This window comes from Rhodococcus sp. UYP9 (assembly GCF_040547235.1).
Classification (GTDB): domain Bacteria; phylum Actinomycetota; class Actinomycetes; order Mycobacteriales; family Mycobacteriaceae; genus Rhodococcoides.
Genome location: NZ_JBEPPH010000002.1, coordinates 558940 through 580353, shown reverse-complemented (window position 1 = coordinate 580353; position 21414 = coordinate 558940). Strand labels below are relative to the sequence as shown.

Below are 21414 nucleotides of genomic sequence, written 5' to 3'. Positions count from 1 at the left end.
CCCATATAAGAACTCCTTCGTGAGAGGAAATGGATCAGAGATTCTGCGACGGTAATCACAAAACGGTCTCTGTAGCGGTATGTCTACCTCACGAGATCACATCTTGTACGTCGAAATCTGAAATTCGACTCACTGAATTGCTGACGTCACTTATCGGACGCGTTCTCGATGCCACCGTAACCGCCCCCGACTGCGATTACAGCGTGCACCGTGAACAAAATCAGGCAGCGCTACCGGATGTCAGTACGCCTACGATCTGGTCCACGATCGACTCGACGAGCCCGTCGAGAACGCCCGAGAAAATGTCACTGATGAACCCTGCTGCTGAACCCATGAAATCTCCTGTACTAGTCATTTGGAACAGCCGTAGAAAGTACGACCTGATGTCGTTCCTACCGCACTCGGCAGTGCGGCGCAGCATTGAGTGGTCGTGTCGAATTCTTACGCCCTCATCGGTACCCGTACAACATTTATTTCACTCGGGACAATGCGCAAACCACACGAATAAACGCCTTTGGACGTCCATTCGGGCATGAGGTTTTTTATCCGAAAGGTGTCTTGACTCTTGATCGAGGGGTTGGGCACCGCGCACAACGTAGGCAACTTCAGGGTGAAGATGGGTGGACTTCCCGATGTGCAAAGACATCCACATCGAGAGACTTGTCGGCATGACTTCCACCAACCCACCCAAAGAATTCGTCCGCTCCGACTCGCAGAAGATGGTCGCAGGTGTGTGCGGCGGCATCGGCGAGTACTTCGGCATCGACGCCAACCTCGTCCGAGTCCTGACCGTGCTCGGCACTGTCGTCTCGGGCGGAACCATCGCGCTGATCTACCTTGCCGCGTGGATGCTCATGCCGAGCAGATAATCGGTCCCTGACTTCGTGCGAGAAGCTTACGTAACCGCGACTACCTGAAACGCCTCCGCAAGTCGACCTTCGGGCAGCCCTGCCTGCGACGCGGCCGCACCCGCGAACCCACGCAACAGTGCGTCGAGCTCGTGGATATGCCCGGTTTGACTGCGATGGGCCCGCAACGCGGCCACCTTGGAATCGAACGTTGCCGTGATGTCGACGGCCCTGTTGTTGTGCGGTCCACCCATGATCCACAGTTGGTGCGCCGACCATGCCTGCAGACCTTCGTCCGCGAGCAGCTCCGGGTGCGCGAACGGGTTTCTGGCATCGGGGTACACGGCGGCGAAGGCGGCCTCACCCGCCGCCCGATGATCGGGGTGCGAGGCACCCACCCTGCTCCAATCGAACTCCGGTGACTGGATCAGCACCCGCTGTGGGCGAACCCTCCTGATTGCCCGACTGAACCCTTTGCGCAGCTCCATCGTCGGGTACAGCGCGCCGTCGTCGAACCGGAGGAACTCCACGTCGTGCACACCGACCGCAGCCGCAGCGGCCTGCTGTTCGGCTTCGCGCATCGCCGCCATCGCCTCGCGCGGAATGTCTTCGAATCCGCCGGCGTCGCCCGAGGTGGCCAGGCAATAACTGACCACGATTCCGCGCTCGGTCCAGCCGGCGACCGTGCCGGCCGCACCGAAGTCGACGTCGTCGGGGTGGGCGGCCAACACCAGGACACGCTCGACATCACGGTCGGCATCAGGACTGTCGGACTGGGGAGCTGGCGTCGAGTCGGCTGTCATCAGCCGGCCAGCATACGGCGCAGGACGTACGGCAGAATCCCTCCGTGCTGGAAGTACGCCGCTTCCGCGGGAGTATCGATGCGCACGGTCGCCGTCAGCTCACGCCCCTTCCCGTCGGTCTCGACCCGGACGGTGACCTCACTGGGGAGCGGGTCTGCGCCTTCTAGCCCGATCACCGAATACGTTTCTTCGCCGGTGAGCCCGAGCTGTTCGGCGCTCTCCCCTTCCCTGAACTGCAGCGGCAGCACCCCCATCCCGATCAGATTCGATCGGTGTATCCGCTCGAACGAGGTGGCCAGGACCGCCTTCACCCCGAGAAGCATGGTGCCTTTGGCGGCCCAGTCTCGTGAAGATCCCGAGCCGTAGTCGGCGCCGGCCAGCACCAGCAACGGCACGCCGTCTTTTTTATAGGCCATCGCGGCATCGAAGATCGACTGCTGAGAGCCGTCGGGCAGGTAGCGGGTGACACCGCCTTCGACGCCGGGGACGAGCTGGTTGCGCAGACGGACATTCGCGAACGTTCCACGGATCATCACGTCGTGATTGCCGCGACGCGAACCGTAGGAGTTGAAATCCTTCCGATCCACCCCATGCTCGCTCAGATACCGGCCCGCCGGGGAATCAGCACCGATCGCACCTGCCGGCGAGATGTGATCGGTGGTGACCGAGTCTCCGAGCAGCGTCAATACCCGAGCACCGATGATGTCTCGGACCGGCAGTGGCTCGCGGGGCATGTCGTCGAAGTACGGAGGATTGCGCACGTAGGTGGACGTGTCACTCCAGTCGAAAGTGCCGGACTTCGATACGTCCATGCCCTGCCAATTCGCGTCACCGGCGAGGACATCGGCGTATCCGTCGGTGAACATGCTCGCCTCCACGCACTCGTCGACCACGGCTTTGATCTCCGCCGTGGTGGGCCAGATATCGCGCAGGAACACATCATTGCCTTCGGCGTCCTGGCCGAGTGGCTCGATGAGTAGGTCTGCCTGGGTGGTGCCGACCAACGCGTAGGCGATGACCAGCGGAGGCGAGGCCAGGAAGTTCATCTTCGTTTCGGCGTGAATCCGGCCCTCGAAGTTCCGGTTCCCCGACAGCACCGAGGCCACCGCCAGATCGTGGCCGGTGACTGCCGCGCTGACCTCGGGAATCAACGGGCCCGAGTTACCGATGCAGGTGGTGCAGCCGTAACCCACCAAGTCGAATCCGAGCTTCTCCAGGTACGGGGTGAGCCCGGCGCGGTTGTAGTAGTCGGTGACGACCCTGGACCCGGGCGCCAGCGACGTCTTCACCCACGGCTTGCTGCGCAGTCCGCGCTCGACCGCGTTCTTCGCGAGCAGTCCCGCCCCGATCATCACGGTCGGGTTGGAAGTGTTGGTGCACGAGGTGATCGCCGCGATCACCACGTGCCCGTGATCGATGTCGAACTCGGTACCGTCGAGGGTCACCTTCGTGGGGTCCTCGGGCCAGGTGAGTGTCTCGTCGTACGAAGATGACCGAGGCGGCTCGTCGCGCTCGATACCGCGGCTGATCGCTACGGGATCGCTGGCGGGAAACGAGCCGTCCACAGCGTCGTCGAGACCGCCCTGGACCGCGTCGGAATGCGAGCGGCCGGCCAGCAGACCGCGTACCGCGCGCTGGGCCACGCGCAGTGGGATCCGATCCTGCGGTCGCTTCGGGCCCGCGATCGACGGCTCGACGGTACCCAGGTCCAGCTCGACGACCTGACTGAATTCCGGCTCGTGATCGGGGTCGTGCCAGAGTCCTTGCGCCTTGGCGTACGCCTCCACCAGCGCAATCTGCTCGGCCGGCCGGCCGGTCAGCCGCAGGTAACTCAACGTCTCGTCGTCGACGGGGAATACAGCGGCTGTCGACCCGTACTCCGGGCTCATGTTCCCCAGGGTGGCGCGGGTGGCCAGCGGCACGTTGGCCACCCCTGGACCGAAGAAGTCCACGAACTTGCCGACGACCCTGGTGCGGCGAAGCACCTCTGCCACGGTGAGGACCAGGTCGGTGGCGGTAGTCCCCTCGCTCAACTCGCCGCTCAACTTCAACCCGACCACCTGCGGAATCAGCATGCTCATCGGCTGGCCGAGCATGGCCGCCTCTGCTTCGATTCCTCCGACACCCCAACCCAGTACTCCGAGCCCGTTGATCATCGGGGTGTGCGAATCCGTCCCGACCAGGGTGTCCGGATAAGCCACCGTGCGATCGGGTCCGTCCTTGGTGAACACCACCCGAGCCAGGTACTCCAGGTTCACCTGATGGCAGATTCCGGTATCGGGCGGGACCACCTGGAAACCGTCGAACGCCTGTTGAGCCCACCGGAGCAACTCGTAGCGCTCGTGATTGCGATCGAACTCGAGTTCGGCGTTGGTGTGGAATGCCTCGGGTCGGCCGAACATGTCGACGATCACCGAGTGATCGATGACCAGATCGGTGGGGATGAGCGGATTGATCCGTTGCGGGTCACCACCGAGTGCAGTCATGGCGTCCCGCATGGCCACCAGGTCCACCACGCACGGCACTCCGGTGAAGTCCTGCATCAGAACCCGTGCCGGTGTGAACTGTATTTCCGAACTGGACTGCGCATGTGGATCCCACCCTGCCAGCGCCCGCACCTGCTCCGCGGTGACCAGGTGCCCGTCCTCGTTACGCAGCAAGTTCTCCAGCAGCACTTTGAGGCTGTAGGGCAGCCGCGACGACCCCTCGACACGATCGAGGCGGAAGATGTCGTAGGCAGTCTCGCCCACCGTCAATTGATCCAGCGCACCGAAACTGTTCCCGGTCATGACCGCTCCTCGTTACCGTAGGCTGGTTCAAGGGTCGGCCGTCGAGATGGCTTCTGTCAATGGTCGCCGGAGCTCGCCCTAAAGGCATCCACCACAACTACTGCGGCACATCGTATTCGACGTTCACCTTCGCCGAGGTATCGTGTCGACCTTGTCCCAGCCACGACGGCGTTCACGGGATCCTTCGTGCGCATCACGGCTGCGGTAGATGATGTATGGCCGAAAGAGATATCCCAACGGGGCGGTGAATACGTGGACCAATCGGGTGAAAGGCCATACCGCGAAAAGGCTGATGGCGGCGAGCGCATGGAATTGGAAGCTGAACGGGGCATTCGCCATCAATTCGGGCTGCGGGTCGAAGAAGAAGATGCCACGGAACCAGACGGACACACCTTCGCGGTAGTTGTACTCACCGACGACGCCGGACCCGGTGTTGACCAGGCCGCCCAGTATCACCAGGGTGAGCATGAGATACATCAGCTTGTCCATCCTGGTCGTCGCTCCCAGAACGGCCTTGGTGAAGCGGCGGCGATAGAGCAGACCTGCCAAGCCTACGAGGGTGAAGACACCGGCCACGATGCCCACCGTCACCGCCATGAAGTGGTAGATGTTTTCCGAAATCCCGACGGCCTCGGTCCAGCTTTCGGGAATTCCCAGGCCCATTACATGTCCGAGGAATACAGCCAGAATGCCGAAGTGGAACATCGGATTCGCCCAGCGCAGAATGCGGCTTTCGTACATCTGACTCGATCTGGAGGTCCAGCCGAACTTGTCGTAGCGATAGCGCCAAATGTGGCCGAGAACGAAAATGGTCAGGCAGATGTAAGGGAAGATCAACCACAGGAACACATCCCGGGCATTGTCCATCATGCACCTCCAGGCATCGGTAACAAATCGGGCGAACCATAGGGATCGAGACCCACCTGCTCGTCTTCCGGTCCCTCGGCGATCAAGCGTTCGACAGCTTCGTGATCCTTGCCTTTGAGCGGAGGCAAGGTGGCGCACACTGCCTCCATCGCCCCGCTCCACGGCGATTCGATGTCGCGTAGATGCAGGCGGAGCAATTCGAGGCCGGCGCGGTTGTCCAACATCATCTTCAGGCCCGCCTGCTGATCGGTCGTTGCGGCGAATTCCAATACGACACAGAGGTGATCGGGTAGTTGACCTTCGTCAAGAATCAGCCCCGCTTTGGTGTACACCTGCTTGATACGCAGTAGCGCGAGTCCGCGTTTTCGAGTCTCTCCGTTCGAGAAGTAGGTCAAGAACAGGCAGCCGCGCCTGCGAGTGTCGAAGGTGTCGACGTAATCGGCTTCGGACTCCGGTAGCGGCCGAGTGCGGAGTTGATCGATCGTTTCCTGCAGTCCCGTACCGAGTTTCGCGGGCAGAGTGGCAGCGACTCGGCCGAGAAGGTCGAGGTGAGACACCAGGTGTGCGTCCGGGTAGTCCATCAGCATCGAGGCGGACTGCCAGGTGCGGGTGAGTTCGTCGGTGGAGTATTTGAGCTTGGGCACGCGTGGAGTCATGACCGGTGCTCCGTATCGGTCGATCCGGACGGTCCGGCAGCCTCGGGGAAAAGCCCATCGGGGGTGCCCTGCCCGTTCCAGTCCATCAGATTGATCCGCACACCCGCCGGGCGTCCCGGCCCGTCCGGTGTGCCGACACCTGGATCGGCACCCATGCCGGTGTCGCCTCCGAAGGACCCGTCCATCCCACCCATCCCGGGCCCACCCTCGACGTCGAGAGAACACTCGGTGGCGATGTTCTCGAGCTTGTGGGCGTCTTCGTAGTGGGCGGCCGGTACGACGTAGCGCTCGTCGTACTTTGCGATGGCGAGCAGGCGGTACATGTCCATCATTTCTTGCCCGGTCATCCCGACGGACTCCGGGATGGATTCGTCTACCTCCCAACCCATGTTGATATCGCGCATGAACGAACGCATCGCGGCGAGCTTGCGGAGCACCTTGTCCACCGGAGCGGTATCCCCGGCCGTGAACAACCCGGCGAGATACTCGATGGGGATCCGCAGCGAGTCGATGGCGGCGAACAGGTTTCCCTTGCGTTCGGCGTCCTCACCGGTTTCGCGGACTGCGTCCACAACCGGAGACAGTGGCGGTATGTACCAGACCATCGGCATCGTTCGGAATTCCGGATGCAACGGAAGCGCGACCTTGTATTCGTTGATCAACGCCCAGATAGGTGAACGTTGCGCGCTTTCGATCCAGTCGTCCGGGATGTCGGCACGCTGCGCCTGCCGAACGACTTCCGGATCGTTCGGGTCGAGAAAGACGTTGCGTTGAGCTTGCAACAGGTCGTGCTCGTCGGTCACCGACGCCGCGTCGAGCACCCGGTCTGCGTCGTACAACATCAGTCCGAGGTAGCGCAGCCGTCCCACGCAGGTTTCGGAACAGATTGTGGGCTGGCCGATCTCGATACGCGGGTAGCAGAACGTGCACTTTTCGACTTTGCCGGTCTTGTGGTTGAAGTACATCTTTTTGTACGGGCAACCGCTGACGCATTGCCGCCAGCCACGGCAGCGATCCTGATCGACGAGGACGATGCCGTCCTCTACTCGCTTGTATATCGCCCCGGTGGGGCACGACGCCACACACGACGGGTTCAAGCAATGTTCACAAATACGTGGCAGGTAGAACATGAATGCCTGCTCGTACTCGAATTTGATCTTGTTTCCGATCTTCTCGAGAATCGGATCGTTGTGCCCGTGCTCGACCGACCCGGCAAGGTCGTCGTCCCAGTTCGAGGACCAGGTGACTTTCGTATTCTCACCGGTGAGCAAGGATTTCGGTCGTGCCACCGGCATATGGTCCTGCGCCGGAGCGGTGGTGAGGTTCTCGTAGTCGTAGGTCCACGGCTCGTAATAGTCGTTGATGCCGGGCAGGTTGGGGTTGGCGAAGATGGTCGCGAGGTTCTTCAATCGACCGCCTGCCTTCAGCTTCAGCCGGCCGCGCTTGTCGAGTGTCCAGCCACCTTTCCACTTCTCCTGATCCTCGTAGGTCCGCGGATACCCTTGACCGGGTCGCGTTTCCACGTTGTTGAACCAGACGTGTTCGGCGCCGGAGCGGTTGGTCCACACCTGCTTGCACGTGACCGAGCACGTGTGGCACCCGATGCACTTGTCCAAATTCATGACCATCGCCATCTGAGCCATTACTCGCATCAGTACTTCACCTCCTGATTACGACGGCGGATCACGGTGACTTCGTCGCGTTGATTGCCGGTAGGTCCCATGTAGTTGAAGGCGTACGTCTGTTGGGCGTATCCGCCGATCATGTGCGTGGGTTTGATCATGAGCCTGGTCAGCGAGTTGTGATTTCCGCCTCGCTGGCCGGTCGTCTCGGAAATCGGTGTGTCGATGAGGCGGTCCTGCGAGTGATACATGAAGACAGTGCCTTCGGGCATCCGATGCGAGATGATGGCACGCGCGTCGACCACTCCGTTGCGGTTGACCGCTTCGATCCACTCGTTGTCCCGCACACCGATCTTCTCCGCATCCTGCGGGCTCATCCAGATTCCAGGCCCGCCGCGGAACAGCGAGAGCATGAGCAAGTTGTCCTGATATTCGGAGTGAATCGACCACTTGTTGTGCGGCGTCAAATAGCGAACCGCCACACCGTGATCCGGAGTTGCTCCGATCTCCGGTTCGTCGAAGAGCGCCGTCATGTTCAGCGGTGGCCTGAAGGTGGGCAGCCCTTCACCCAGTTCGGTCATCCAGTCGTGATCGAGGTAGAAGTGCTGACGACCGGTCAGCGTGTGCCACGGCTTTTCCCGTTCGACATTGATCGTGAACGGCGAGTACCTACGGCCACCGGTCTCGGATCCGGACCATTCGGGTGAGGTGATCACCGGTACCGGGCCGTGTTGGGTATCGGAGAACGTGATGCGCTTGCCCTCGTTTTCGGAGGCCAGGTCGTGCAGCATTCTGCCGGTGCGCTTTTCGAGTGTCTTGAACCCCTGAGTGGCGAGCCTTCCGTTGGTTGTGCCGGACAGGGCCAGGATCATCTCGCAGGCCTGGATGTCACGGAGGATATCGGGCCGGCCGTCGGCCGGACCACCGCGCACGACCCCGTTCTTCTCTTTGAGATCAGCGATTTCTCGGCTCAGATCGAACGTGACTCCCTTGGTGGTCGCACCCAAGGTGTCCAGCAACGGCCCGACGGCGCGCATCTTGTCACCGATCGCCGTGTAGTCCCGCTCGACCTCGATAATTTTCGGCATCGTGACGCCCGGCTCCGGTTCGCATTCTCCGTACTTCCAGTCCCGGACCTTCCCGTGCGGCGCTGCCATCGCATCCGGAGTGTCATGGGTCAGGGGTGCGGCGACCACATCGGTCTGCTTACCGAGGTGCCGCACTGCAAGTTTGCTGAATACCTGGGAAATCTGTTGCCACGCATCCCAATCGGTACGCGACTGCCACGGCGGGGAGATCGCGGGATTGAAAGAGTTGACGAACGGATGCATATCCGTCGTCGACAGGTCGTGTTTTTCGTACCAGGTTGCGGCCGGCAGGACGATGTCCGAGAGCAGCGTCGAACTCGTCATCCGGAAATCGAGGGTCGTCAGGAGATCGAGCTTGCCGATGGGCGCCTCGTCGTGCCAGCGAACGTCCTGCGGTCGGAAGCGCTGCGCAGTCTCCCGGGCGCTGACGGTGTGTGACGTGCCGAGGAGGTGATTGAGAAAGTACTCGTTTCCTTTCGCCGAGGAACCGAACAGATTCGACCGCCACAACGACAGAACCCGCGGAAAGTTCTCCGGCGCATCAGGATCCTCGGCCGCGAACTTCAGCCGCCCGGCCTTCAACTCCTCGACGACATAGTCCTTGGCCGACTGCCCCTTCTGCTCGGCCTGCGCACCGATCACCAAGGGATTTCGATCGAATGTGGGGTAGGACGGCATCCAGCCCAGACGCGCGGACTGTGCGATCACGTCGGCAGTCGTCTTGCCCGCCAGTTGGCCTTTGCCGGTCTGTGCCGTCAGCGTGTCGGCACCGAATTGGTCATAGCGGAACTGGTCGGTATGCAGGTACCAGTAGGCCGTCTGCACCATGTTTCTCGGCGGTCGTACCCAGTCCAGGGCATTGGCCAACTGGTTGTACCCGGTCAGCGGACGGACCTTTTCCTGGCCGACGTAATGCGCCCAACCGCCACCGTTCACGCCCTGGCATCCCGTGATCGTCGTCATCGTCAGGAAGGTCCGATAGATGGTGTCGGAATGGAACCAATGATTGGTGCCCGCACCCATCAGAATCATCGACCGACCCTTGGAGTCCTCGGCGTTCTGGGCGAACTCGCGGCCGATCCGTTCGGCAGCGTCCGCGGAGACTCCGGTGATCGCAGCTTGCCACGCGGGCGTGTAGGGGGATTCTGCGTCGTCGTAGCCGCTGGGCCAGATCCCGGGTAGTCCGGGTCTACCGACGCCGTACTGGGCGAGCATCAGGTCGAAGACAGTGGTGACGAGTCGCCCTGCGACGCGGCGTACCGGTACACCGCGTCGAATCACGCCGACCTTGCCCTGGCCTGCATTGCCCTGGCCTGCATCGAAGCGCGGCATATCGATCGGAACGTACTGATCCGCGCCGTCGATCAGCGACAGTGTCGGATCGATGTCGCCGAGATCGAGGTTCCACTTGCCCTCGCCGGTTTCACCGTAGCGATGGCCCAGCGTGCCAGGGGGCACGACGAGCCGGTTGGTTCTCGCGTCGACCATGACCGTCTTGAACTCGGAGTTCTCCTGCTCGCTCACGATCTCGTCGGTGAGGTCCGAGGCGGTCAAGAACTTTCCGGCGGTATAGGTGACCTCGCCCTCCGGATCGTGTGTTTCGTCGAGAGTGACAAGAAACGGCAGATCCGTGAACTTCTTGACGTACTCGGTGAAGTAGGGAGTCTGCCGGTCGACGTAGAACTCTTTGAGGATCACGTGTCCCATGGCCATCGCCAGAGCACCATCGGTACCGGGCTCGGCAGGGAGCCACTCGTCGGCGAACTTGGTGCTGTCGGCGAAGTCCGGTGAGACGACGATGACTTTCTGTCCGCGGTAACGGGCTTCGATCATCCAGTGCGCGTCCGGTGTCCGGGTGACCGGCACGTTGGTACCCCAGATGATCAGGTAGCTCGAATCCCACCAGTCCCCGGATTCGGGGACGTCCGTTTGATCCCCGAACATCTGAGGGGAAGCGACCGGCATGTCCGCGTACCAGTCGTAGAAGCTCAGCATCGATCCCCCGATGAGGTTCACGAAGCGGGCACCGGACGCGTGCGAGACCATCGACATCGCGGGAATGGGAGAAAACCCGGCGACGCGGTCGGGGCCCCATTTTCGGATCGTGTGCACGTGCGCCGCCGCCACTATCTCGATGGCCTCGTCCCACGTGGCACGCACCAAGCCACCCTTGCCTCGCGCGCGCTTGTAGCGTGCGGCGCGCTCAGGATCCTCGGTCACGTCTGCCCAGGCGAGCACTGGATCTTTCAACCGGGACTTCGCTTCCCGGTACATCTCGAGCAGTACCCCACGAATGTAGGGATACCGGGTTCGCGTCGGCGAGTAGGTGTACCAGGAGAAGGAGGCACCGCGAGGACACCCGCGCGGCTCGTACTCAGGCTTGTCCGGTCCGGCAGTCGGATAGTCGACGGCCTGGGTCTCCCACGTGATGATGCCGTCCTTGACGTAGACGTTCCAGGAGCACGATCCGGTGCAATTCACCCCGTGGGTCGACCGGACCACTTTGTCGTGACTCCAACGATCCCGGTAGAACGAATCGCCCGAACGTCCCCCGATCGCGAGCAGCGTCCGCCCATCGGCAGAAACAGGCTGGTTGCTTCGAAAGAATCGACGAGTCTTGATCAAAGCATCTGTCAATCCACTGTTGATGGTGGCGCTCATGAAAGTCCTCCCGAGAATTGGAGTAGCGAGGCAAGACAAGCCGAAACCTTCAGGGGTGAACCACCAATCGGTCGGCGAGATGCCAGATCATCGCCACGAAAACGATCGACCACGCACCCAACGCAACCCAGGACACCGCGTCGCCGACGACTTCCATCATGGGTAGGTTGTCCGCCTGGCCCAGGTAGTGCGAGGCGACGCCGTACATCCCGAGCGGGAAAATTATGCTCCACAGAGTCGCGTCGTAGACCAGCGGAACTCGATTCTTGACATGCCGCCACCACGCCGCGGCGAACAGGACTGGGATGAGCCAAGTTCCGAAGGACCAGAACATCACCGCAGTGCCACCGATCAGGCCGCGGGTGGCATCGACCATAGGGGCATCGGCCATTTGAACGATGCGAGCGCCTGCGAGGACGGTGATAGCGGTTGCGCCCATCGCAACCCAATAGACCGGAGTGAGGTCGACCGGGTTCAGCGGATAGAGCAGCAGCCTCGCCGCGACCAGAATCGCTACGCCCGCATAGAGAAAAGCGCCGACGGACCAGGAGAACACGGCCACCAGTGCGAGTTCGTTCCTACCGGTTGTGACCACAGGTTCGAGGGCAGCAGCGAGCACGGCAACGGATTGACAGGCAACCACCCAGATGAACCAGGTGCCGTTCGCGCCCATGAGTGCCGGGCGAATCGAAGGATTCAGTATCGCCGTCGAGGGCACCACGTATCCGAGCACGAACCAACTCAGCGCCCCGAGAGCCAGGAACCCCAGGGCCACCGTGTGCACTCCCCCGGCGGCGAAGCGGGTGCCCAGGACGTCTGTGGCGGCGACGAAGGTGAAGAATCCGAATCCGCGTCGCGGATCGGTGAAATCCGCGCGCAGCAGAGACCCGAAGCGCAGTAACCGCCAGCAGTGCAGCACCACCAAAACTACCCAGGCGAGAACCCCGATCACGAACAGCGCCGAGGAGATGAGCGGCTGGTCGTTGTTCTTCATCGCGACGGAGATGATTCCGGTGGCCATGACCAACGCGAAGTAACCCGGGTTGAGAGTCGAGACGGCACCTCGAACGGCGGTTACCGTGCGCCCGCCGCCACTCCGCACCGTCATTACGTGTTACCGATTCGCCGGTCCATGACGCCCCGAGATGCTCGCTGTGCCATTCGGAATCCTCACCTATGACATGCCAGCCAGTGCACTGGCGTTGCACAGTGCACGCTACGCCGGATACACCCGGATTCGATGCACAACGCCGATCGACCAAGCGGGACTATATATCTGAAGCCTGCGACACGCCGAATCCACCGCTAAGCCCGCTCGGAAGCATCGAATTCGCGGACGTTGGCGTCGAGGATCGCGGCCTGCTGTTCGGAATCGGGACCGGATCCACGGAAGGCGTGCAGCTGCGCTTCGTCGGCCCAACGCTCGTACACGTTGATCCGTCGCTCGTCGAACAGGTCCGCAGCGATCGCGAAGTCCTCGCATCCTTCGGACTCGCGCGCGAGCCGAACCACCTCGACACAACCCTGCAGATACCGATCTCTTTCGTTCGGATCGACAGTCAGATACCCAGCAACAATGATCATGAGCCTCAGACCTCGACGGAGAGCAAAACTCATCGCCCCAACGAACCCGACACGGCCGAGGAATGCGTCAGTGCACCAACCATCCGCACGGCGCCGCGAGATCGGCAGATCCCTCCGGACCCATCGACCCCTCCGCGTACGGCTTCACCTCGGGTGGATCGTTCAACAGCGGTGCCGCCACTTCCCAGACGTGTGCAAGCCCGTCGGGGCGAGTGAACAACGAACGATCACCGTTGAGCACGTCGAGAATCAGGCGTGAGTACGGCGACAGTGGGTCGGCGTTGGGAACGGACGGCAACGGCAGAGACAGATGCCCGACGGACAGATCGAAGTCCGGTCCCGGCTCCTTCACCGTCATCGCCATATCGATCGAACCGCTGCCGGACAAGTCGAAGGACAGCACCGCGCCGTCGTCCGGGAGATCGGTCAGCGGGCTGTTCTCCGGCTTCCGGAACACCAGAGACACACGCTGAGCACTGACTCCCAACATCTTTCCGGTTCGAAGCAAGAACGGCACGCCGCGCCATCGATCGGTGTCGACCCACAGCTTGGCTGCGACGAACGTGTCCACGGTCGAATCGTCGGCGACACCCTCGACGTCGCGATAGCCGTCGTACTGGCCGAGTACGACCTCGGCCGTGTCGATCGGACGGAAGCATCCGATGACCGTTTCCCGCGCGGATTGCAGATCGTCGGCAGCCAAGGACGCAGGCGGTTCCATCGCGATCTCGGCGGCGACCTGAAAGAGGTGAGTCACCAACATGTCGAGCACGGCCCCGGTGCTGTCGTAAAATTCGGCTCGGTCGTCGATGTTCAGGGTCTCGGGGACGTCGATCTGCACCTGGGCCACGTGTTCGGCATTCCAGATGCCGTCGATCATGCCGTTCGCGAACCGCAGGACGTGCAAATTCTGGGTCGCTTCCTTGCCGAGGAAATGGTCGATTCGGTAGACCTGCTTCTCGTCGAGAACCTCGTGCACCACCTTGTCGAGCTCTTCGAAAGCCTGCTGCGACGTGCCGAACGGCTTCTCGTAGACCACCCGTGCACCATCGGCGAGGTCGTGCGCGCCGAGGGCCTTGGTGTAGTCCTGAAACGTGCTCGGCGGCAATGCAATGTAGTGCACCAACTGCGCGTTCTCGCCCACCTCGTCCTTGGCCGACGCCACCGCCTCCGGTAGCGCACCCGGGTCTTCGACGGTGAATCCGTTGCCTGCGAATCGGATCCGTTTCGCGAACTCGTCCCAGTCCTTGCTGCCGAGTTCGGAGCCGAATTCCTTCAACGCTCCGTGGACGTGGTCGCGGAACTCGTCGTCGGCGGTGTCGTGACGACCGTTGCCGATGAGCAGCCACTTCTCGGGCAGCAGTCCCTCGACATGGAGTTGGTAGAACGAGGGCAGGACCATGCGCTTCGCGAGGTCACCGGTCGCACCGAACAGGACGAATATCGTAGGTTGCAAAGTCGCCATGGATTCCATCATGCCCGCACCGATCGTGCGGTGTGGTTAAAGTCGATCTGGTGACACGATCGAAATTCCACGGCGAGATCTACGGGATGGGCACATCCTCGGGCACACGCATCGTCGTCGGCAACTGGACGCGGTCTCCGCTCGGCACCTTCACCGACGTCATGGTCGAGTTCGAGAACGGCCACCGCCTACTCTTGGCCCCTGATGACGAGGTGCGTGAATTCGTCTCGGCCACATACACATTCGACGAGACGATCCTCACGCCGGTGATCTTCGAGCGCCTACCGGACGGATCGAGGAAAGTGCAGGCAGGTCGACTGGCCCTGCGAATCCACACCGGCCGAATCACACCGCTCGGCGTGCTGCTGAAGCTCGTCCCCACGGCCATCTCGACCGCCCCGTGGTTCTGCACTCTGACCGACCCCATCGCCCGAGTGGCGCTCCGCGGCGTACGCACCCGCGGCAGCGCCGGCGGTGGGCGCCGCGAGTACTACGGGGCTCACACCCAATACCGCGTCACCGCAGTCGAGGCGTCGTGGGACGGAAAGAATCTCGGCTCACTGACCCGCGTCACACCGCCGGTCCGATTCGGATTCGGTTCCACACCCCAGGCCCCGAGCGTCACCTACATAACCACCACCATCGACGACTGACTCGTCAGACCAGCACTGCACCCGCGGCGACGAGCTCGGTCAGTGCCTTCTCCGAAGACTCGGGAGCAACACCGGCGATCAGATCGGTGAGAATACGTACCTTCAGCCCGAGAGCGATCGCGTCGAGAGCCGAAGCTCGCACACAGTAGTCGGTAGCCAGTCCGACGACGTCGAGATCGGTCACCTCGTTGCCTCGCAGCACCTCGGGCAACGTGACGCCCTCGTCGGTGATGCCTTCGAAAGCCGAGTACGACGGCCTCCCCTGACCCTTGTAGACGTGCACGTCCACCGATCCGATGACGAACTCGCCGTGGTACTCCGACCCGACCGTGTCCGCGACGCAGTGCATGGGCCACGTGTCGACGAAGTTGGGCACCTCATCGGTCGCGAAGTGGCCACCGTTGTCGCCGAGAGCGTCGTGCCAGTCACGCGAGGCCACGATGACGTCGTACTCGTCGCCCTTCTTCGCCAGCAACTCACTGACCTTGCGTGCTACTTCGCCGCCGCCCTCGATGCCCAGGGCGCCGCCCTCGGTGAAATCGTTCTGTACATCCACTACCAACAAAGCACGAGTCATGGTGACCAGTATCCTCTGAACGTGAGATGGGCATGAACGCGACAGTGACCGAATTGATGTGCTACCCGGTGAAGGGATGCGCGGGCCTGTCGCTCAGCACCGCGTCGATGACGTTCCGGGGGCTCGAACACGATCGCGAGTTCATGATCGTCGGTGCAGACGGATCGTTCCGCAGTCAACGCAGCGATCCTGTCCTCGCCGTCGTCCATCCCTCGATCGTCGACGACGTCCTCACCCTGTCGCACGCCGATTTCGGATCGATCACCGTCGAGGTGAATCGGCATTCCCGGCCACGAGATGTCACGATGTTCGGCGAACCGTTTCAGGGCATCGACCAGGGCGACGAGGTTGCACGCTGGCTCGGTGAGATCCTCGGCGAGGAGTGCCGACTGGTCAGGATCACCTCGACTGCCCCGAGCTTCGCGGACAGCACCGCAGTCCACATCCTGTCCGATGCGTCGATGCGCGGCCTCAACGCCCGGCTCGACGCACCGATTCCGTTCGATCGGTTCCGGCCCAACATCGTCGTCACCGGTTGGGCGGATGCGCACCGGGAGGACCTGGTACGCCGGGCTTCCGTCGGCGCCTGCGAACTCGCGTTCGACAAGATTGCCATCCGGTGCGCCGTCACGACCGTCGAGCAGACAACCGGCATTCGCACCGGCCCCGAACCACTGCGTACCCTCGCCGCCTACCGCCGCGGCCCCACCAAAGGCGTCGTCTTCGGTGCGAAGTTCTCGGTGAAGACCGTCGGCCGGGTGTCGGTCGGGGACGAGTTCACCGTTCTCGAGGAGGAATCTTCGGGTCTCGATCGCTAGTCACGGGCCGCTCTGCTGCCTTGACTTCGCGAGCCCATTCCGGATGCTCGTTCTCGGCCCACGCGCGCAGAACCGACCCGCCGCGCATACCGCGCATCGCTTCGGAATCCTTGAACGCGTAGAAGATGTGGCCTACGACGAGAAGCCCGAAGGCGAGAGCGAACCAGTCGTGTACGAACGTCGCTCCTGTCCGCCAGTTCAGCGGACTCCACTCCGGAAAGAACATCACCGTCCCCGTGAGCAGCAGTACCGCGATCGATCCACCACTCAACCCGCCGTTGAGCTTCTGGCCGGCATTGAACTTTCCGACGCCCACTGCCCGGAGCCGACGAGCCTTGGACTGCAACCACTTCCAGTCATCGTCGACGAACCGGTTGAGGCGCTGCAGATCCAGCCGATAGGCCCGCGAGAGAAGACCGAGAATCAGCGGTATCGGGATACCGAAACCTGAATAGACGTGCACCACTTCGACCAAGTGCCGATTGCCGACGAGGACTGCCAACGAACCGTTGTACAGAATCGCCGCCGTCGCAATGCATACGAGGGTCAGCACGCCGACGGACCAGTGCACCCAACGTTCGATTCGGTGGAAGCGCAGCAGTTCAGCTCGTGGCGTCATCGTCACGTCCGTTCGACGCGCCGACCCAGCCGTCGATCGAGTATCCCCGCGGCTCCCAGTAACCGGGCACCACATCCGAAGTCAACTCGATTCCGCCGAGCCATTTCAGACTCTTGTAGCCGTACATCGGTGCAACGTAGAGCCGAACTGGACCGCCATGATCATGAGTGACCGGGCCGCCGAGCATGGTGAGGGCGAGAATGACGTCGTCGCGACGTGCTTGCTCCAGCGTCAAGCTCTCGGTGTAAGTGCCGTCGAACGAGGTGAATCGGACTGCCGTCGCATCGGCCGTCGGCGAGGCTGCATCGAGGATCTCCGACAGGCGCACGCCGCTCCACGAAACCTGTGGAACACGCCATCCGGTCACGCATTGGAAGTCTCGCACCAGAGACGTCTGGGGCATTGCCCGCAAATCCTGTAGTCCGAGAGTGCGTGGTGTTGCTACCAAACCACCGACAGTCAATTGGTAGCTGCTCTCGTCCTTGCGCGGTGCACCCGTGGTCACCGAATAGAATCGAAAGTTGTTGCCCAGCGGGATCAGGCCGACCAGTCCGGTGGGATCGTGGTTACCGATCGGGCCCATCACGGTTGCGAGCCCATTTTGAATGGCGCCACCGCCCAGAATTCCTGCCGCGCCGGCGACGACCAGTCCGAGGAAGAGGCGTCGACCTACCGGTGCACCGGGAATATCGGGCTCGTTGCGACGCATCACTCCACTGTCCACGAATTACCGATCGCGTGTCGCTATCTGCACGGCAAGCAGAATTCGCGCCTGACCAGCTCGCAATGTTGAGAACAGTGCGCCCGCGTCGACGAGGTCTGCACCGCCACCTCCGCCGCCGTAGCTGGGTTCGACAGAGCCGAGCGGAACCCGCGTCGTAACCACGACGGGGATCCCTGCGGCCGTGGCGCGCTGCACCGCCGCCACGACCATGCTGTTCGTGTTCCCCGAACCGAGAGCCTGCAGCACGAGCCCCTGACTTCCGGCGCTGAGATAAGCGTCGATGGCGACCGCATCCACACCTGGGTACAGCGCAACGATGTCGACTCTGGTGTCCGAAATTTTCTGCCGGTCGAAGACGGTGCGTTCCTGCGCCGATCCGAAAAATGCGTCCAGGTCCGATGTATGCCATTTCATCAACCCCCGCGCAGACAGAGTTCTGCCTCCGAAGGAAACGAGGACTCCCTTTCCCCGGTTACTCGGATTCCGCACAGCTTCGATCGCTGCTGTGACGTTGTCGGGCCCATCGGGCTCGCTGTGATCCGACGTCCGCTGCGCACCGGTGAACACCACCGGCCTCGGATCATCGTGGAACAGGTCGACGAGAAGTGCCGTCTCCTCCATCGTGTCCGTACCGTGCAGAACCACGGCACCGACGCAGTCCGGATCGGTCAGCGCGTTCCCGACAGCGTCGGCAACGGCATCCATGTCGGCGAAATCGAACGCTGAACTGTCCTTGGACATGACCTCACGAACCTCGACATCAGCGGCCAACGAGAACCCGAGCGGATCACTGCCCGGACGGCTGATGCCGTTCTCGTCACGGCTACTGGCAATGGTTCCGCCAGTGGTCAGCAGGGCGATGTGAGACACAGAAGTGATACCTCTCGTTCGGGTGAGGGCGTGCGAATCTTGGGTCGATTCCGGGTTATTCCTCCGGCTCCTTCAATCCCTCCCGCTCGTCACTTTCGGCCCATTCCAAGAGTGGATCGATGGAGAACACGGCGTCGTCGATGCCCTCGTGCAGGTCGCCCAGTTCGGCGAACCTCGCCGGGACGGTGAACATCGTGAATGCCTGTGGATCGACATCGCCCAACTCGCCCCAGGAAATCGGCGTCGAGACAGTTGCTTCCGGGTTTCCACGTACCGAGTAGGCGCTCGCGATCGTGTGGTCGCGGGCATTCTGGTTGTAATCGACAAACAGTTTCTTCGGGTCACGGTCCTTGCGCCACCAGGTGGTCGTCACGTCTTCGGGTGCCCGGCGCTCGACTTCCCGCGCGAAAGCCAGTGCGGCCCTTCGCACATCCTTGAAACCCCAGTCCGGCTGAATCCGCACGTAGACGTGAAGGCCATGTCCGCCAGAGGTTTTCGGCCAGCCGACGGCTCCGAGGTCCTCCAACACTTCCTGCACGACACCTGCGACGCGACGAACTCGGTCAAACGGACAGTCCGGCATCGGATCGAGGTCGATACGCCATTCATCGGGCTTCTCGACGTCGGCCCGACGGCTGTTCCACGGATGAAACTCGACCGTCGACATCTGCACAGCCCACGCCACATGCGCCAACTCGGTCACGCACAGCTCGTCGGCGGTGCGGTTGTAGCGCGGAAATTTCACGCGCACGGTCTCGAGCCACGGCGGCGCACCGTGGGGCACTCGCTTCTGGTGGACCTTCTCCCCTGCGAGGCCACTCGGAAAGCGGTGCATCATGCAGGGACGTTCACGTAGAGCGCGGACGATTCCATCTCCGACGCTCAGGTAATAGTTCACCAAGTCGAGCTTGGTCGCCCCACTCTCGGGGAAGTACACGCGATTGGGGTTGGAGATGCGCACCGTACGTTCGCCCACCTCGAGTTCGATCGACGGTGATGCTGCGCGGGCCATGCTCGAAAGCCTAGGTGCAGCTCCACCGCATCGCTGCACTTTCTCTGCGCACACGAAAAAGCCCGACTCCACGAGGGAGTCGGGCTTTTTCAGCGGTAAAGCTTGGGGAACGGACTCAGAAGTCCATGCCGCCCATGCCACCGGTCGGATCGCCTGCAGGCGCTCCGGCCTTTTCGGGCTTGTCGGCTACGACGGCCTCGGTGGTGAGGAACAGAGCCGCGATGGACGCTGCGTTCTGCAGTGCCGAGCGGGTGACCTTGACCGGGTCGTTGATGCCTGCAGCGAGCAGGTCCTCGTACTCGTTGGTCGCGGCGTTGAGGCCGTGACCTGCGGGCAAGTTGCGGACCTTCTCAGCGACGACGCCGGGCTCGAGGCCAGCGTTGAACGCGATCTGCTTCAGCGGTGCTTCGAGGGCGACGCGAACGATGTTCACGCCGGTTGCCTCGTCGCCGTCCAGCTTGAGGGAGTCGAGTGCGGGGGACGCCTGCAGAAGCGCGACGCCACCGCCGGCAACGATGCCCTCTTCGACAGCAGCCTTGGCGTTACGCACAGCATCTTCGATGCGGTGCTTGCGCTCCTTGAGCTCGACCTCGGTCGCTGCTCCGGCCTTGATGACTGCAACGCCGCCGGCCAGCTTGGCCAGACGTTCCTGCAGCTTCTCGCGGTCGTAGTCGGAATCGGAGTTCTCGATCTCGGCACGGATCTGGCTGACGCGACCGGCGATAGCGTCGGAATCGCCCGAGCCCTCGACGATGGTGGTCTCGTCCTTGGTGATGACGACCTTGCGTGCCTGGCCGAGCAGTTCGAGTCCAGCGGTCTCCAAGGAGAGGCCGACCTCTTCGCTGATGACCTCGCCACCGGTGAGGATGGCAATGTCGGCAAGCTGTGCCTTACGACGGTCACCGAATCCGGGAGCCTTGACGGCAACGGACTTGAAGGTGCCACGAATCTTGTTCACCACGAGAGTGGAGAGAGCTTCGCCCTCGACGTCCTCGGCGATGATGACGAGCGGCTTGCCGGACTGGATAACCTTCTCCAGCAGGGGCAGCAGGTCCTTGACGGTGCTGATCTTGGAGCTGACGAGCAAGATGTACGCGTCTTCGAGGACGGCTTCCTGACGCTCTGCATCAGTGGCGAAGTACGCCGAGATGTAGCCCTTGTCGAAGCGCATGCCCTCGGTGAGCTCGAGCTGCAGGCCGAAGGTGTTGGACTCCTCGACCGTGATGACGCCTTCTTTGCCGACCTTGTCCATTGCCTCGGCGATGAGCTCGCCGATGGCTGGGTCGCCCGCGGAGATACCAGCGGTAGCAGCGATCTGCTCCTTGGTGTCGATCTCCTTGGCGGAAGCGAGCAGCGACTCGGTGACGGCTGCAACAGCCTTCTCGATGCCGCGCTTGAGGCCGAGCGGGTTGGCGCCGGCTGCGACGTTACGCAGGCCTTCGCGGACCAGAGCCTGAGCGAGAACGGTGGCGGTGGTGGTGCCGTCGCCTGCGACGTCGTCAGTCTTCTTGGCGACCTCCTTGACGAGCTCGGCACCGATCTTCTCGTAGGGATCTTCGAGCTCGATCTCCTTGGCGATGGAGACACCATCGTTGGTGATCGTGGGAGCTCCCCACTTCTTTTCGAGCACGACGTTGCGACCCTTGGGTCCCAACGTCACCTTTACTGTGTCAGCGAGGGCGTTGAGGCCTCGCTCGAGGCCACGGCGTGCCTCTTCGTCGAACGCGATGATCTTGGCCATTACGAAGTGATCCTCCG

The 21414-nt window shown here is 62.3% G+C and carries 18 protein-coding genes; 3 read left to right on the top strand and 15 right to left on the bottom strand.

What is annotated here, in order from left to right; translation table 11 throughout:
- Positions 1 to 668: 668 nt before the first annotated feature.
- Positions 669 to 869 (top strand): PspC domain-containing protein, encoded by a 201-nt coding sequence (locus ABIB36_RS09120; protein ID WP_354563071.1) that lies wholly within the window; start codon positions 669 to 671, stop codon positions 867 to 869.
- A 26-nt stretch (positions 870 to 895) separates the two neighbouring features.
- Here ABIB36_RS09120 and ABIB36_RS09115 read toward each other — a convergent pair whose 3' ends face one another.
- The 9 genes from ABIB36_RS09115 to ABIB36_RS09075 form a co-directional block, all read right to left on the bottom strand.
- Positions 896 to 1651 (bottom strand): PIG-L deacetylase family protein, encoded by a 756-nt coding sequence (locus ABIB36_RS09115; protein WP_084346266.1) that lies wholly within the window; start codon positions 1649 to 1651, stop codon positions 896 to 898.
- Complete coding sequence (locus ABIB36_RS09110) at positions 1651 to 4440, bottom strand: aconitate hydratase (protein ID WP_354563073.1); 2790 nt, start codon at positions 4438 to 4440, stop codon at positions 1651 to 1653. The genes ABIB36_RS09115 and ABIB36_RS09110 overlap by 1 nt, the downstream gene beginning before the upstream one ends.
- Before the next feature lie 123 nt (positions 4441 to 4563).
- Positions 4564 to 5310, bottom strand: a complete 747-nt coding sequence (gene narI / locus ABIB36_RS09105; RefSeq protein ID WP_354563076.1) for a respiratory nitrate reductase subunit gamma — start codon at positions 5308 to 5310, stop codon at positions 4564 to 4566.
- A complete protein-coding gene (gene narJ / locus ABIB36_RS09100) occupies positions 5307 to 5963 on the bottom strand; it encodes a nitrate reductase molybdenum cofactor assembly chaperone (protein WP_354563078.1) in 657 nt (218 codons plus the stop codon). Before narJ ends, narI begins: the two co-directional genes overlap by 4 nt.
- Positions 5960 to 7615, bottom strand: a complete 1656-nt coding sequence (narH, locus tag ABIB36_RS09095; protein ID WP_354563080.1) for a nitrate reductase subunit beta — start codon at positions 7613 to 7615, stop codon at positions 5960 to 5962. Before narH ends, narJ begins: the two co-directional genes overlap by 4 nt.
- On the bottom strand, positions 7615 to 11334 hold the full coding sequence (locus ABIB36_RS09090) for a nitrate reductase subunit alpha (RefSeq protein ID WP_354563083.1): 3720 nt from the start codon (positions 11332 to 11334) through the stop codon (positions 7615 to 7617). The genes narH and ABIB36_RS09090 overlap by 1 nt, the downstream gene beginning before the upstream one ends.
- Before the next feature lie 49 nt (positions 11335 to 11383).
- Positions 11384 to 12442: a tellurite resistance/C4-dicarboxylate transporter family protein gene (locus ABIB36_RS09085; RefSeq protein ID WP_354563085.1), complete on the bottom strand. Its 1059-nt coding sequence runs from the start codon at positions 12440 to 12442 to the stop codon at positions 11384 to 11386.
- 197 nt (positions 12443 to 12639) lie between these two features.
- Positions 12640 to 12918: a putative quinol monooxygenase gene (locus tag ABIB36_RS09080; protein ID WP_084346272.1), complete on the bottom strand. Its 279-nt coding sequence runs from the start codon at positions 12916 to 12918 to the stop codon at positions 12640 to 12642.
- Between the two features lie 67 nt (positions 12919 to 12985).
- Positions 12986 to 14383: a glucose-6-phosphate dehydrogenase gene (locus ABIB36_RS09075; RefSeq protein WP_143542090.1), complete on the bottom strand. Its 1398-nt coding sequence runs from the start codon at positions 14381 to 14383 to the stop codon at positions 12986 to 12988.
- Between the two features lie 50 nt (positions 14384 to 14433).
- Here ABIB36_RS09075 and ABIB36_RS09070 point away from each other — a divergent pair, with 50 nt between their 5' ends.
- Positions 14434 to 15036 carry a hypothetical protein gene (locus ABIB36_RS09070; protein WP_354563089.1) on the top strand — a complete coding sequence of 201 codons (603 nt, stop codon included), beginning with the start codon at positions 14434 to 14436 and terminating at the stop codon, positions 15034 to 15036.
- 4 nt (positions 15037 to 15040) lie between these two features.
- Here ABIB36_RS09070 and ABIB36_RS09065 read toward each other — a convergent pair whose 3' ends face one another.
- Entirely contained in the window at positions 15041 to 15613 is a 573-nt protein-coding gene (locus ABIB36_RS09065) for an isochorismatase family protein (RefSeq protein ID WP_084346274.1), read from the bottom strand.
- Between the two features lie 32 nt (positions 15614 to 15645).
- On the opposite strand from ABIB36_RS09065, the gene ABIB36_RS09060 reads away from it, so the two are divergent.
- A complete protein-coding gene (locus ABIB36_RS09060) occupies positions 15646 to 16431 on the top strand; it encodes an MOSC domain-containing protein (RefSeq protein WP_354563092.1) in 786 nt (261 codons plus the stop codon).
- On the opposite strand, the gene ABIB36_RS09055 is transcribed toward ABIB36_RS09060, so the two are convergent.
- From ABIB36_RS09055 to groL, 5 genes are all read right to left on the bottom strand, one after another.
- Positions 16391 to 17050: a cytochrome b/b6 domain-containing protein gene (locus ABIB36_RS09055; RefSeq protein ID WP_084346275.1), complete on the bottom strand. Its 660-nt coding sequence runs from the start codon at positions 17048 to 17050 to the stop codon at positions 16391 to 16393. The genes ABIB36_RS09060 and ABIB36_RS09055 overlap by 41 nt on opposite strands.
- A complete protein-coding gene (locus ABIB36_RS09050; RefSeq protein ID WP_354563095.1) occupies positions 17034 to 17759 on the bottom strand; it encodes a molybdopterin-dependent oxidoreductase in 726 nt (241 codons plus the stop codon). Before ABIB36_RS09050 ends, ABIB36_RS09055 begins: the two co-directional genes overlap by 17 nt.
- 18 nt (positions 17760 to 17777) lie before the next feature.
- Positions 17778 to 18644 (bottom strand): asparaginase, encoded by an 867-nt coding sequence (locus ABIB36_RS09045; RefSeq protein ID WP_354563097.1) that lies wholly within the window; start codon positions 18642 to 18644, stop codon positions 17778 to 17780.
- Positions 18645 to 18699: 55 nt separating this feature from the next.
- Entirely contained in the window at positions 18700 to 19656 is a 957-nt protein-coding gene (gene ligD / locus ABIB36_RS09040; RefSeq protein ID WP_354563099.1) for a non-homologous end-joining DNA ligase, read from the bottom strand.
- 115 nt (positions 19657 to 19771) lie between these two features.
- Positions 19772 to 21397, bottom strand: coding sequence for a chaperonin GroEL (gene groL / locus ABIB36_RS09035; RefSeq protein ID WP_084346279.1), 1626 nt, complete (start codon positions 21395 to 21397; stop codon positions 19772 to 19774).
- Between the last annotated feature and the right edge of the window lie 17 nt (positions 21398 to 21414).